Origin of the sequence: Gemmatirosa kalamazoonensis (assembly GCF_000522985.1) — a bacterium.
Classification (GTDB): domain Bacteria; phylum Gemmatimonadota; class Gemmatimonadetes; order Gemmatimonadales; family Gemmatimonadaceae; genus Gemmatirosa; species Gemmatirosa kalamazoonensis.
In genome coordinates this window covers 450,750-464,698 of sequence record NZ_CP007129.1, presented here as the reverse complement: position 1 = coordinate 464,698, position 13,949 = coordinate 450,750, and the positions used below count along the sequence as shown (strand labels likewise).

Annotated in this window: 10 protein-coding genes; 2 read left to right on the top strand and 8 right to left on the bottom strand. The window is 72.3% G+C overall.

Translation table 11 applies throughout. The features are described from left to right. Positions 1–83: 83 nt before the first annotated feature. Positions 84–1,109 carry a DUF72 domain-containing protein gene (locus J421_RS24945; protein WP_025413840.1) on the bottom strand — a complete coding sequence of 342 codons (1,026 nt, stop codon included), beginning with the start codon at positions 1,107–1,109 and terminating at the stop codon, positions 84–86. A gap of 325 nt (positions 1,110–1,434) precedes the next feature. Here J421_RS24945 and J421_RS24940 point away from each other — a divergent pair, with 325 nt between their 5' ends. Further along, entirely contained in the window at positions 1,435–3,372 is a 1,938-nt protein-coding gene (locus J421_RS24940) for a HAMP domain-containing methyl-accepting chemotaxis protein (protein WP_025413839.1), read from the top strand. A 24-nt stretch (positions 3,373–3,396) separates the two neighbouring features. Beyond that, entirely contained in the window at positions 3,397–4,215 is an 819-nt protein-coding gene (locus tag J421_RS24935; protein ID WP_025413838.1) for an MBL fold metallo-hydrolase, read from the top strand. Positions 4,216–4,579: 364 nt separating this feature from the next. On the opposite strand, the gene J421_RS33400 is transcribed toward J421_RS24935, so the two are convergent. The 7 genes from J421_RS33400 to J421_RS24905 all read right to left on the bottom strand — a co-directional run bounded on the left by J421_RS33400 (position 4,580) and on the right by J421_RS24905 (position 13,697). After that, positions 4,580–5,602 (bottom strand): DUF2891 domain-containing protein, encoded by a 1,023-nt coding sequence (locus J421_RS33400; RefSeq protein WP_025413837.1) that lies wholly within the window; start codon positions 5,600–5,602, stop codon positions 4,580–4,582. Then, a complete protein-coding gene (locus tag J421_RS33395) occupies positions 5,599–6,555 on the bottom strand; it encodes a DUF979 domain-containing protein (RefSeq protein ID WP_025413836.1) in 957 nt (318 codons plus the stop codon). The genes J421_RS33400 and J421_RS33395 overlap by 4 nt, the downstream gene beginning before the upstream one ends. Beyond that, positions 6,552–7,256, bottom strand: coding sequence for a DUF969 domain-containing protein (locus J421_RS24925; protein WP_025413835.1), 705 nt, complete (start codon positions 7,254–7,256; stop codon positions 6,552–6,554). Before J421_RS24925 ends, J421_RS33395 begins: the two co-directional genes overlap by 4 nt. Before the next feature lie 221 nt (positions 7,257–7,477). Next, positions 7,478–7,672 (bottom strand): hypothetical protein, encoded by a 195-nt coding sequence (locus J421_RS24920; protein ID WP_025413834.1) that lies wholly within the window; start codon positions 7,670–7,672, stop codon positions 7,478–7,480. 78 nt (positions 7,673–7,750) lie between these two features. After that, complete coding sequence (locus tag J421_RS24915) at positions 7,751–8,344, bottom strand: YdeI/OmpD-associated family protein (protein ID WP_025413833.1); 594 nt, start codon at positions 8,342–8,344, stop codon at positions 7,751–7,753. Between the two features lie 84 nt (positions 8,345–8,428). Further along, entirely contained in the window at positions 8,429–9,802 is a 1,374-nt protein-coding gene (locus J421_RS24910; protein WP_025413832.1) for an SMP-30/gluconolactonase/LRE family protein, read from the bottom strand. A 130-nt stretch (positions 9,803–9,932) separates the two neighbouring features. Further along, positions 9,933–13,697: a TonB-dependent receptor gene (locus tag J421_RS24905; protein WP_025413831.1), complete on the bottom strand. Its 3,765-nt coding sequence runs from the start codon at positions 13,695–13,697 to the stop codon at positions 9,933–9,935. Between the last annotated feature and the right edge of the window lie 252 nt (positions 13,698–13,949).

Here is a 13,949-nt window from a genome sequence, read left to right as displayed (position 1 = left end):
ACGGGGCGCACGCGGCCGTCGGGTGGGACGGCCGCGGAGCGTTCATTTTGCGTTACACGGCCATCCCGGCCTCGCGCGACGGGTCACTCGGCGAGCATCGCCGTCATCTCGAGCGCGTTCGTGGTGCCGTAGTTCCCATAGCAATTGTTGAACACGACGCGCGTCTGCTTCGCCTGGGCCGCGACCTCCGCGATGCGCGGGGCCCACTCCGCGAGCTGCTCGGCGTCGTAGAGGTAGCGGTACTTGTCGGCGACCGACGCGCCGCGCCGCTCCCACTGGTCGCCGCGCCGGCCGTGCATGCGCACGATCGCGAGCTCGCTCGACGTCACCGCGGTCACCGGCGGGACGCTGCTCGCGAGCCCCTGCGGCTCGTCGACGACGACGTACGCCATGTCGTGGTCGGCGAGGAAGCGGAACACGCGGTCGGCGACGGTGGGCGCGAGCCAGCGCCGGTTGCGGAACTCCACGGCGAGCTGCACGTCGGGCAGCCGCGCGCGCGCGTCGAGGATCTCGTCGCGGCCTAACGCGTTGGGCATGTGCCAGCGCGGGTACTGGAGCAGCACCGCGCCCATCTTGCCCGCGTCGACGAGCGGCTGCAGCGCGAGGCGGAACGTGCTCCACACCTCGTCGACGATCTCGCCGGGCAGGTCCTTCGCGTAGACGCGCGTGCGCGCCGCGAGATCCTTCGGCAGGGCGTCGCGGATCGTCTTCGGGAAGCGCGCGACCTCGGTGGGATGGCCGGTCATGAGCGCGAAGGCCTTCACGTCGAACACGAAGTCGTCCGGCGTGCGCGCGGCCCACAGCTCGCCGTTGCGCGGCGTCGGCAGCGCGTAGTACGGCGCGTCGATCTCGACCGTGGGGAAGCGCGACGCGTAGTAGCGCAGCCGCGCCTCGGGCGTCGTGGCGTCGCTCGGGTAGAACACGCCCGGCGCGGTGAGCGTCGGGTCGGTCCACCCCGCGGTGCCGACGCGGATCGTGCGCCCCTCGCCGGCGTTCACGATCACCGCATGCGGCCGCGCGCCGCTCACCGCCTCGGCACGCTGCCGCGCGACGTCGAACCCCGGATCGTGCGCCGCGTCGACGCCGTCGTCCTCTTCGGCTCGTGTCATGCCCGGAATCTAGCGCGCTTTCGAGCCGGGCCCGCGGTGGTGCGCCCAGGAGGGCACCACGTACGAGTGTGCGTTGGACTGAAGGAGGACTGAAGAAGGACTGAAGAAGGACCAACGACAAAGACGTTGTGGTTGGTCCTTCTTCAGTCCCTCTTCAGTCCTTCTTCAGTCCTTCAAGAACACGTACGTGGAGTCCTGAAGCGCGCCAACGCGCCAGCACGACAGCGTGACTTTTTCGGTACTGTCCGCGTCCGCGGCTCAAGATTCCCGCCCGTCGTGACGAGACGGAAGTGGGCGACTCGGCCCCACCCACACCGGCTCCCGCATGATCCGGCGTCTGTCCATCCACACGCGCTTGCTGCTCGGTCTCGGCGGCCTGCTCGCGCTCGGCGTGGTCACCTCGACCGTCGCCGCGGCGCGCGTGCGCCGGCTCGACGCGGCCCTCGAGGATCTCACGGCGCACCGCTGGCGCACCGCCGCCGCGGCGGCCGCGCTCAGCGACGCCGTGAACGACGCCGCGCGCGCGAAGCTGTCGCTGTTCGTGCTCCACGGCGCCGACGCCGACGACGCGACGGCGAAGGTGGCCGAGGCGCGCCGGCACATCGACGCCGCGTACGCACGGCTGGACAGCGTGGCCGACGACGTCGAGGAGCGCGCCGCGATCGAACACGTGAAGGAGCTCCGCAAGGTGCACGCGGCGGCGTTCGACTCGGCGGCCGCGCTGCACCGGACGGGGCGCGACTCCGCCGCCGCGGCGCAGGTCTCGGCGGCGGTGCTCCCCACGCTGCACGCGTACCTCGCCGCCATCGACGCGTTCCGCGCGTCGCAGGACTCCGCGGTGAGCGAGGGCGGCGCGCGGGCACGACGCGACGCCGCCGCGGGGCTGCAGCTCGTCGTCGTCTTCGGCGGCGTCGCGCTCGTCGTCGGCGCGCTGCTGGCGTGGGTGTTAGGCACGAGCATCACCGGCCCGCTCCGGTTCGTGGTCGCGCGAGCGGAAGCGCTGCGTCGCGACGCGCTCGCGCCGATCGGCGCGGCCGCCGCGGCGATGGCGGCGGGCGACACGTCCCACGAGGTGCGTGTGGAACTGCCGCTGCTCGACGACACGGGACGCGACGAGGTGGCGAGCCTCGCCGCGGCGCTCGACGGCATCATCGTGGAGACGCGCCGCGCGTGCACGGCGTTCGATGGCGCGCGGGCCACGGTGGCACGGCTCGTCGCCGAGGCCGACGCGCTCACCGCCGCGGCGCGCGACGGGCGGCTCGACGTGCGCGCTCCGGCCGACGCGTTCGCCGGCTCGTACCGCGACGTCATCGACGGGATCAACGCGACGCTCGACGCCATGGTGGCGCCGGTGCGCGACGCGGCGCGCACGCTCGACCGCGTGGCGGCGGGCGACCTCACGGCGCGCGTCGACGGCGCCTATCGCGGCGACCACGCGCGCGTCACGGCGGCGGTGGACGCGACCGCGGCGCAGCTCGCCGGAGCGATCTCGCTCGTGCGCGGCAGCGCGGAGCGCGTGAGCACGGCGAGCGGCCAGATCGCCGCCGGCGGCAAGTCGGTGGCCGACGGCGCGGCGGCGCAGGCGGCGAACTTCGAGGAGATCGCGTCGGGGCTCCAGGAGCTCGCCGCCACCACGCGCGAGAACGCGCAGCGCGCCCAACGCTCGCACGAGCGGGCCGACGATGCGCGGCGCGTCGCCGGCGACGGCGTGACGCGCGCCCACGCGCTCACCGACGCGGTGGAGCAGATCAAGCGCGCGAGCGACTCCGCGGCGAGGATCGTGAAGACGATCGACGAGATCGCGTTCCAGACGAACCTCCTCGCGCTGAACGCGGCCGTCGAAGCGGCGCGCGCCGGCGACGCGGGGCGCGGCTTCGCCGTCGTCGCCGACGAGGTGCGCGCGCTCGCCCAACGCTCGGCCGACGCGTCGCGGCAGACGGCGGAGCTCATCACCCAGGTGGAATCGAGCGCGCGGGCGGGCGTCGGCATGAACGCCGACGTGCTCGGCGCGTTCGCCGCGGTCGATGCCGCGGTGCAGGCGGTGCGCGAGATGCTCGGCGACGTCGCCGCGTCGAGCGACGAGCAGGCGCGCGGCGTGGCGCAGATCTCCGAGGCGATGGAGGGCGCGACGCGCGTCACGCAGCAGACCGCGGCCGGCGCGCAGCAGGCCGCCGCCGCCGCCGCGGAGCTCGCGCAGGACGCGTCGCGTCTGCGCGCGCTCACCGAGCAGTTCGCGCTCGACGGCGAGGCGCTCGACGGATAGGCGGTCGACCGCTAGGCTGTCGGCATGACCCATTACATCTGCGCGACGTGCGGCACCCAGCACGCGGCGAGCGACGCGCCGCCGCCGCGCTGCGCGGTCTGCGACGACGAGCGACAGTGGGTGCCCGCGTCGGGGCAGCGGTGGACGACGCTCGATGCGCTGCGCCGCGCGCACCGCAACGCGTTCCGTCAGGAGGAGCCGGCGCTGCTCGGCATCGGCACGGAGCCGTCGTTCGCGATCGGGCAGCGCGCGCTGCTCGTGCGCACGCCCGAGGGCAACGTGCTGTGGGACTGCGTCGCGCTGCTCGACGACGCGACGGTCGACATCGTGCGCGCGCTCGGCGGGATCGCCGCGATCGCGATCTCGCACCCGCACTACTACACGACGATGGTGGAGTGGGCGCACGCGTTCGACTGCCCGGTGCTGCTGCACGCGGCCGACCGGCAGTGGGTGATGCGCCCCGACGAGCGGCTCGCGTTCTGGGACGGCGACACGCGCGCGCTCGCCGGCGGGCTGACGCTGATCCGCGCCGGCGGCCACTTCGCAGGGGGCACGGTGCTGCACTGGCCCGAGGGTGCGGGCGGCCGCGGCGCGCTCCTCTCCGGCGACATCGTACAGGTCGCGCCCGACGGCCGGACGGTGAGCTTCATGCGCAGCTACCCGAACATGATCCCGCTCGCGCCCGCGACCGTGCGGCGGATCGTGGAGCGGCTGGCGCCGTACCGGTACGAGCGCGTGATCGGCGCGTGGTGGGATCGCACGATCGACCGCGGGGGCGACGCGGCGGTGCGGGCGTCGGCGGAGCGGTACGCGCGGTGGGCGACGACGCCGACGGACGAGTGACGGCGGGACGGCTCACACCTGACGGCGGGACGGCTCACGGCGGGATGAATACGGCGGGATGAATACGGCGGGACGATCGACCGCGGGACGATCGACCGCGGGACGTCTACGACGGGATCGTGAGGCGTTCGGGGGGATCCGGTGCGCGTCGGATTGGTACCGTCGCGCATTCGACGCATAGCACCTTGGGCGAAGGGGGGGAGCCCCCCTGGTAACTACGATCCCGCGCGCGCTCCCGCCGTAGACATCCCGCCGTGGACGTCCCGCCGTAGACATCCCGCCGTATTCATCCCGCCGTTCGTCGTCCCGCCGTGAGGCGTCCCGCCGTGAGCCGTCCCGCCGTCAGGCGTGAGCCGTCCCGCCGTCACGTGTTAGGCGCCGTCAGCGCCAGCACCGCGTACGTCGCCAGCCAATGCTCCCCCATGTAGTCCCCCGTCACGTGCGGCAGGCTCGCCGCCAGGTGCGCATCCGCGACCTCGCGCGCGAGCGCACGAGCCGGGTCGCGTGGCGGCCACGCCGATGCGAGCGAGCGCCAGCACCACGCGCGCGACAGGTTCAGCCCATCGAGGTGCGCGATCTTGCCATCGCTGCGGTCGCTCACCGTCGCGGGGGTGAACAGCGTCGCCGGGTCGCCGGCCGCGAGGCGCGGGAGGAAGCGCGCGAGCCACGCCGTGAACTCGTCGGGCGGCAGCACGCGGCGCATGCACTCCGCCTCGACGAGCGCCGGTGACAGGAAGTCGTCGCCCCCCGGCTCCCACGCCTGGCAGTCCGCGTCGCCGCCGTACCACGCGAGCGCGCGCTCGCGCAGTGCCGCATCCAGCGCCGCGTCCTGCGCCGCCCACGCGTGCTCGAGCGCGAGCGCGACGGCGAACGCGGTGTTGAAGTGCGTGCCGGCGCGGATCGGGTACGTCGCCTTCGGCAGCCACTCCAGGAAGCGACGCACGACGGCCGCCGTGAGCGGCTCGAGCGCGTCGGTCCACCGGCGTCCCTCCCACGACGCGTGGCGCGAGAGCTCCGCGGCGAGCGCGAGGAGCCACGCCCACCCGTACGGTCGCTCGAACGTGCCGCGCCCCGGCGTCTCGAGGTACTCGGCCTCCGCGCGCACGCGCGACTTCGTGAGGTGCGAGTCGAGGAACGTACGGATGCGCGGCGCGTCGGGGATGTCGGGCGCCGTCCGCAGGATCCGCGCGAGCAGCCAGTACGAGTGCACGCACGAGTGCCAGTCGAAGCTGCCGTAGAACACCGGGTGCAGCTCGCGCGGGCGGCGCACGTCCTCGGGCCCGCGCAGCACGTGATCGAGCTTGTTCGGATACTCGCGCGCGACATGGCCGAGCGCGACCGACGCGAGCTTCGTCGCCCACGCGGGCGTGAGCGTGGCGGAGGTCACCGGTGGTAGACGAGAAGGGACATGAGCGCCGTGTTCACGGCGAGGAGGAGCAGCCCGGTCGGGATCTGCACGCGGATCACCGCGTGCTGATCGGGGAGCTCGAGGAGCGCGACGGGCACGATGTTGAAGTTCGCGGCCATCGGCGTCATCAGCGTGCCGCAGAAGCCGGAGAGCATGCCGATCGCCGACATGACCGTGACGTCGCCGCCGAAGCGGCCGACGATGAGCGGCAGGCCGATCCCCGCGGTCATGACGGGGAACGCCGCGAACGCGTTGCCCATGACGATCGTGAACAGCGCCATCCCCAGCGTGTACGTGACGACCGCCGCACCCGGGCTGCCTAACGGGAGCCACCGCTCGGCGATCGTCGTCACCGCGCCGCCGACGCCGGCGGCGGCGAACACGGCGCCGAGCGCGGCGAGCAGCTGCGGCAGCACGGCGGCCCACCCGACGGCATCCATCAGCCGCCGCGCCTCCGTCGGCGGCGCCGACGCGGGCGGCCGCACCATCGCCACGCCGACGAGCAGCGCGACGATCGTCGCCACGCCGAGCGCGACGAGCGTCACCTGCTTCGGGTCGACGACCGGCACGCCGCCGACCGTCCATCGCCTGAAGGCCCACGCGCCGAGGATGGTGACGGCGGGAATCGTGAGCGCAGGGAGGAAGAGCCGGTTCCCCCACCGCCGCGCGCTCGCCTCGCGCTCGGCGCGCGTGGTGCTCTCCCCCACCCCGTGGCCGAGCTTCCCGACGCTCGCCACGAGCACCATGACGATCGCGAGCGCGCCGTTCACGAGATCGGGAAGCCGCGACCCGAGGACGAACGTCACCGCCCAGATCCCCCAGAACGCGGTGTTGTTCCACCGTCGCGGGTTGCTCGCGTCGCGCGCGCTCACCACCGCGACGCTCGCGAGCATCGCGCCCATCACGACGTAGACGAACTCGAGGCCGATCACGCGCCGCGCTCCGCCTCGTCAGCCACGTCGTTAGGCAGCGCCGCCTCACGGCGCAGCGAGCGGTCGAGCAGGAGCAGCCGCGTGCCATGGATGAGGAACGCGGCGATCGCCGTCGGGATCGCCCACAGCGCGAGCCGCGCCGGCTCCACGCGGATGCCGCTCTGCTCGAGGAAGCCGCGAATCAGCAGGATGGAGCCGATGGCGATGAACACGTCCTCGCCGAAGAACACGCCGACGTTGTCGACCGCGGCCGCGTGGGCGCGGATGCGATGGCGCGTCGCGTCGGTGAGCGCGCCGAACCGCGCCTCCGCCGCGGATTCGGCCATCGGCGCGACGAGCGGCCGCACCATCTGCGGGTGCCCGCCGAGCGACGTGAGGCCGAGCGCCGCGGTGATCTGCCGCACCGCGAGGTAGACGAGTAGCACGCGCCCCGTGGTGGCGACCCGCACGCGCGACACGACGTCGCGCGCACGCTCCTTGAGCCCCGCGCGCTCGAGCAGCCCGATGACGGGCAGCGCGAGCCACACGATCGGCACCGAGCGGCTGTCGCGGAACGCGCGGCCGAGCAGCGCGACGACGTCGAGCGGGCCGTGGCCGCTCACGAGCCCCGTCACGAGCGCCGCGACGGCGACGACGAGCAGCGGGTTGACGCGGAGCGCGAAGCCGAGGACGACGACGAGGATCCCGAGCAGGGTCAGCATGCGGGGGAATACTGCGCCGGTAACGGCGCGGGCGATACGGCGCTGACGATGCTGCGCCGTGAAACGCAAGCGACGTCTCACACCGCCGCACTGCGCCGCGCTGCGCGGTCGAGCGGTGTGAGACGTCGTTCGCGCATCATCGCGCCGTATCGGCCGCGCCGTATCGCCCGCGAACTACGCGGCGTTGTTCCGCGCAGTATCGCCCCGGCGCCGACCCGGCGCTACGCCCCGACCCGGGCGCGCCGCCTCCATGCCACGGCCGCGACGAGATCCGTGGCCTCGGCGTCGTCGGGATCGGCGACGATGTGCGCCACGGCGGGCCGCGACTCGGCGCGCGCGACGGGCGTGCGCCGCGCGACGGGGTGCGCGCGGAGTGCGCGGCGGAGACGCAGGGCTTTGACGGCGAGGCGGCGCATGGCTTCCCTCCGGGGGACGTGGACGAGCGGCATCCTACGACCGGCGCCGCCCCCGGACATGGGTCGATCGACCCGGCGCTAGTCGGCCCGCTTGTGCGCGGGAGACGTCAGCATCGGCAGCCGCTCGCCGCGGGCCGAGACGTCGACGAGCTGCGCGAGCCGCTTGGCCTGCGTCTCGGGCCGCTTCGCGCTGACCACGTACCAGATGCACGTGCGCCGATAGCCGGGCGGCTGCGCCTCGAAGAACGTCCACGCCGTCCGGTTCTTCCGGAACGTCCGCTCGTGCTCGGCCGGGAGCTCGGCGGGCCGGTTCTCGTACGAGTAGAGACCCGACCGCGCCGCGCTGCGCCGCTCGTATGCCGCGAGCCCCGCCGGCGTCATGCGCCCCTCGGCGATCAGCTCGGGCACGCGCTTCAGGTTCACCGCGCTCCACGTGCTCGTCGCCTTGCGCGGCGTGAAGCGGATCATGTACGCGTCGTCGCCGAGCGACTTGCGGATGCCGTCGATCCAGCCGTGGCACAACGCCTCGTCCACCGACTGCGCCCACGTGAGGCTCGGCTTCTCCGTGTGCACCTTGTGGAAGCCGACCCACAGCTCCGTCTCGCTGTCGCGATGCTTCGCGAGCCAGCGGGCGAACTCCTTGGGGGAGGAGAAGAAGACGGGATCGGGCATGAGACGCTGCGTGGCTGCGTGGCTGCGTAGCTGCGTGACCGTTGAAGGTACGCACCACGCAGCCACGCAGCCACGCAGCCACGTTTACTTCACGGCCACCTTCTTCAGATGCGTCCCTTCCGCGTCGCGCGTCGCGAGGTAGACGACGCCCGGGCCGAAGCCGGCGATGGCGGAGTTCGGCGGAAGGACCACGCGGTCGAGCAGCTTGCCGCTCTCGTCGATGATGTCGTAGACCGGGCCCGGCATCGGCTTCGTGGCGATGAGGCGGACCCACACGTTCCCGTCGGCGTCGGCGCGCGTGGCGCCCGCGGCGAACGCCGGCTTGTAGTCGGGGAGCTCGCTCGGCTCGACGAAGGTGAGCGGCGGCATCGTGATGTTCGCGTTAGGCGCGGCGCCGTTCGGGCCGCTGCGCTGCTCGCCGCGGCGCGGGGGCTCGCCGCCGCCGCCGGCCATCTCGATGCGGATCATCGGCATCGGCGCACCGCCGCCGGCGCCGGCCGCCGCCGCGCCGGCCGCCATCGCGCGCTCGACGTTGCCGCCGTTCTGCTGGATGCGCGTCTGCATCTCGGCGCGCGCCTTCTCCATCGCCGTCTTCGTGGAGTCGAGGAAGGCGACCTTCTCCTCGTCCGACATGCGCTGCCAGTCGTGCGCGACCTTCGGGCCCTGCACGAGCGTCCCGCTCGCGTCCGTGTAGTCGACGCGGAACTCGCGGCCGCGCAGCACGATGACCGTCCCGTCCGGCGTGATCGCCCAGTCGTCGACCGTCGGCAGCGGGTTCAGCACGGACGACATCGAGATGCGGCCGTTCTCGCCCTGCGTCATCGTCATCTTCGGCGCGTACGTCTTCACGAACGTCACCGTGTCGACCTTTCGCGTCGCGAGCTCGACGCGGACGATCGGCGCCGAGTCGGGCATCTGCGGCGGCTTGAAGCCGGGCTGGCCGGGGCCGGGGCCGCCGCGGAACTCGAAGCGCGGCTGCGCGCGATAGACGAGGCGGCCCTGCTTGTCGAAGCCGGGAAGGCCGAACGCGAGGCCCGTGAGCGCGAACGCGTCGTCGGGACGCGGCACCGACATCACGCGCGTGCCGAGGTTCCCCTTCGGATCGATGACGAGCATCGACATCGACGTCGGATCGACGAACAGCGTCGAGTCGGCGCGGTACGGGATGAGCCCCGCCATGCGGCCGCTGTACGCGTTCGCCGTCGCGCTCGTGGAGTCGGCGACGACCGTGTACTTCGACAGGTCCGCCTCGAACAGGATCACGCGCCGCTTCGACGGGTCGTTCACGAGCAGGCGCCCGTCGGGAAGCTGGCGCAGCGACTGCACGCCGCCGAACGGCTCCGCCACCGTGGCGATCGTGGCGCCGAGCGGGCGGGCGTTGGGCACCTGCTGCGCGCCGGCGACGGTGCCGAACGCGAGAACGGCGACGGGGGCCGCGTGGAAGAAGTGTCGCGTCATGAGGCTGGTGATTGTAAGGAAGTGCGCTGCGTGGCTGCGTGGCTGCGTGGCTGCGTGGCTGCGTGGCTGCGTGGCTGCGTCGCCGTTAGGCTGTCACGCAGCCACGCAGCGACGCAGCCACGCCGTAGTGTCATCGAATGATCACGCGGTCGCCACCGCCGCCACCGCCGCCCATCATGATCGGGCCGCCGCCCATGATCATCATCGGGCCGCCGCCCATCCCCGCGCCGGCGGTGCCGGAGCGGATGGAGGCGAGGTAGCGCGGGTCGAGGTAGCTGGCGATGAACGCCGGGAGCTTGCGGCGCTGCTCGGCCGTGAGCAGGCCCTTGATGTCCGGCGCGAGCTTCGTGAGGAGATCCACCGAGGCGCGGCGCGCCGTGATGTACTGCTGGTACGCCTCGCCCTCGTCGTACGCGTCGGGGAGGTTGCCGAGCACCTTCGCCACCGGCGACCAGATCGAGTCGAGCCGGATCTTGTACCACCGGTTCATCGTCGCGACGGAGTCGGCCTGCGGGCCCGTGAGCTTCAGCGTGTCGGCCTGGCGGAGCACCTGCTCGATCGGGTTCATGATGCCGCCCGTCTGCGAGTACATCGCGCGCAGCAGCGACTCCTGCATCTTCGAGCCCTCGTGGTTCTTGCGACGGCCGCGGTCGAGCATCTGCACGAGGTTCTGCTTCTCGCGCGTCGGGCCGAGGTCGAAGCGCAGCTGCGCCGTCACCGTCACCGGCTGGCGGAACTGCTGGAACTGCGGGTTCGTCGCGCCGAAGCGCTGGTTCACCTCGTACTTGTACCGCTTGGCCACGGGGTCGAAGCCGCGCACGTAGAGCAGCGCCGGGTCGACGAACGTCATCTGCCCCCAGCCGTGCAGGTTGTCCTCGCCGTGCAGCGCGCGGTCGGCGAGGCCCAACGGATTCGACACCGAGAAGGACAGCACGGCGCGCTGCGGCATCCGCACCTTCAGCGGGTTGAACGACACCGACAGGTTCGCGAGGTGCGACCACGGGCCGGTGCAGCTGTTGCGCGCGGCCACGCTGCCCATCTGGCTGCCGAGGCAGTCCTTCGCGATCCCCGAGCCGCTCGCGAGCAGCGACTGCATCCCCGCCTTCACCGCGGGATCGGTGGTGCGCGCCGGATCGAACACGAACGCGCGGTCGTTGCTGTAGCCGTCGCCGTTGATGTCGCCCGCGATCTGCGGCGTGAAGCGCGACCCCGAGCGCACGTTGCCGAACCAGCTGAAGCGCACGACGTCGAACGCGTTGTAGCCGAGCGAGTACGTGAACTGGTGCCGCGGCGAGCCGGCGCCGGCGCTCCACGCCTGCACGAACGGATCGCCCGCCGCGCTCTGGAAGCCGTTGTAGCGCTCGCGCACGTCCTGCAGCGTGTACGAGAGCGACCAGCTCAGCTTCGTGTTGAACGTGAGCGGGCTCACCGAGAGCGAGAGCTGCTTCGTCTCCGAGCGCAGGTCGCTCCGCTGCTCGGTGACGCGCTGGAACAGCGGCGACACGCGCGCGTCGGCGGCGGCGATCACGCCGGTCTGCGGCACGATGCTCGTCGGCTGCACGTACACCGGCCGTCCGCCCTCGTCGCCGAGCGCGAAGCGCTGCACGCCGGCGAAGTTGCGGTCGACGAAGCCCGACTGGTTCAGGTTCAGCGAGTACGTGCCGTCGACGGAGAGGCTGAACCGGTTGGAGAGGACCGGGCCGCTCCAGTTCAGGTTCGAGCGCACCGAGCGCGGCGCCGCCCAGCTCTTCGCGAACAGCGTCACGTTCGGCGCCGCGTTCGCGAACACGCTGCCCGTGGATCCGTCGGCGCAGCGCGTCGGGATCGCGGCGGGGTTCGACGCGTAGAGGTTCCAGTCGGGCACCGGCGCCGCGGGGCCGACGCACGTGATCTGCTGCAGCCCGCTCGGCAGCCCGGTGAGGTCCACCGCCTGGCCGATGAGCTGCGCGCCGGGCGTGTTCTGGAACAGCCCGACGCCGCCGCGAATGACCGCGCGCGGGCCGCGGAACGCGCCCTCGAACGCGCCGATCTGCGACGCCTTGCCGTACTGCCACGAGAAGCCGACGCGCGGGCTCACGTAGACGCGGTTCGGCACCGCGTCGTTGCGCACGCTGAACGTCTTCTCGACGTCGGGGTTCAGCGTCGGCGCGCGGTCGAAGTGGTTCGCGTCGACGCGCACGCCGTACTGGAGCTGGAAGTTCGGCGTCCGCTTGTACGAGTCGCCGAGCGAGACCGCGCCGACGTAGCCCGCGCCGCTGCGCGTGCGGTCGGAGAGCTGGCGCGAGAACGACGACGGCCGGTTCGCCTCGATGTCGGCGAGCGAGTTGAACGAGAACGAGCCTAACAGGTTCTGCGACTGGTCCTGCGCGTACCCGTCGCGCCGCAGCTCGGTGGCGAGCTTCAGGCGGTGCTTGTTGTTGGAGCTGAACCAGGAGAGCTGGTTCGTGAGGCCGACGTTGTTCGACGTCTGGCTCGTGCTCATCGACGGGCTGCCGCCGAACGACAGGAAGCGGACGCCGTTCGTGCCGTCGACGAACGACGAGTTCACGAGCACGGACCCCGACGGGAGGTCGAGGTACGGGTTCGCCGAGCTCCGCGAGCCGCTGACGCCGAACGACGTCTCGCTGAGGATGATGTTCTTGATGTAGCTCGAGTGGCGGCCCTGCACGCCGACGTTCCAGTTCGTGCGGTCGCCCGAGTGGGCCGGCGTCTCGGTGGCCGACGCGAACGCCGGCGTCTGCCGGTTCCAGCCGCCGTTGAACGTGACGTTGAAGCTCTGCCCCGAGCTCGACGACGGCGGCGTCACGTCGAACGAGCCGAGCACCGAGCCCTGGTCGTTGAGGCGGCTCTGCGGAAGCTTCCCGACCACCGTCGGCACGTGCACCGCGCCGAGGATGCTCATGAGCCGCTGCGCGGAGTCGGGCGAGATGCCGCTCGCCGTGAGCCCGACGGCGTCGGTGTTCAGCAGCGTCTGCAGATCGCTCGCCGAGCGGCCGAGCTGGTACGAGACGTTGTAGAACGCCTTGTTGAACACCATCGGCCCCGACGTGCGGCCGCTGAGCGACACGTTCGTCGTCTGCTGGCCGAGCGCGCGCGCCGCGGCGTCGGTCATCTGCAGCTGCGGCGTGGTGCCGAACAGGCTCCCCGCGCGCTGCACGTAGTTGGAGCCCGACCCCGCGCGCAGGTTGAACCGCGCGCCGGAGAAGCCGCCCACCGACACGTCGTAGTTCGACGTGCCTAACGACGTGGAGATCGCCGCGTCGCGCGGGATGTTGTTGCCGGACATCCCGGCCATCCCGTTCAGCGACGTCTGGTTCTGGTCGCTCGAGAGGCCGAGCACCGAGAAGCCCGCCGGGTCGCCGTCGGCGCCGGGCACCGGCGTCACGCCCGGCAGGGAGCTGGCCATCGCGGCGAGGTCGCCCATCTGCGTCGCCGGCACCGCCGAGTTGTCGACGCGCTTCTCGCTGCCGCTGATGTCGGTCGGCTGCGCGTCGTTGCGGTTCACGCGGTCGCGCTGCGCGGTGACCTTCACCGCGTCGAGCTGCGTCGCGGCCGGCTGCAGCGTGGCGTCGGCGAGCAGGAAGTCCTCGTCGGCGACGCGCTTCACCTCGAAGCGCTTCTGCGCGAAGCCGATCGCGGCGAACGTCACGAAGTAGTCGCCGTCGCCGTTCGGGAACGTGACGGTGAAGCGGCCGTTCTTGTCGGTGCGCGCCGTGCGGTTCACGTTGCCCGAGATGGACGTGACCGTGACCTGCGCGTTCTCGACGGGCTGCCGGTCCTGGCCGGTGACGCGCCCCCGGATGACGTCCACCTGCTGCGCGGCGAGTCGGTGGGGCGCCAGTGCCGGGATCGCGGCGGCGACGATGGCCGCGCCCAGGAGATGACGGGATGACACGAGGAATACCGTGGCTGAGAGGGGAGACGCACCACCGCGGTCGGGTCCGGCACCGGACCCTCAGCGGCGATGCGCCGTCACGGGACTACGTCGTTGCAGCGTGGCTCGTTGCCGGTGCGTTCGACACGCCAGGCCGGGGAAAGGGTTCCCAGACTCTCCTGACGAATTGCGACGCTTGGCGTCTCGCGTCGCGTCGTAAGGAAGTCGTAAGGAACGCCGCCGCCGTTTAATCCGGGGGAGCCCCCCTCTGAG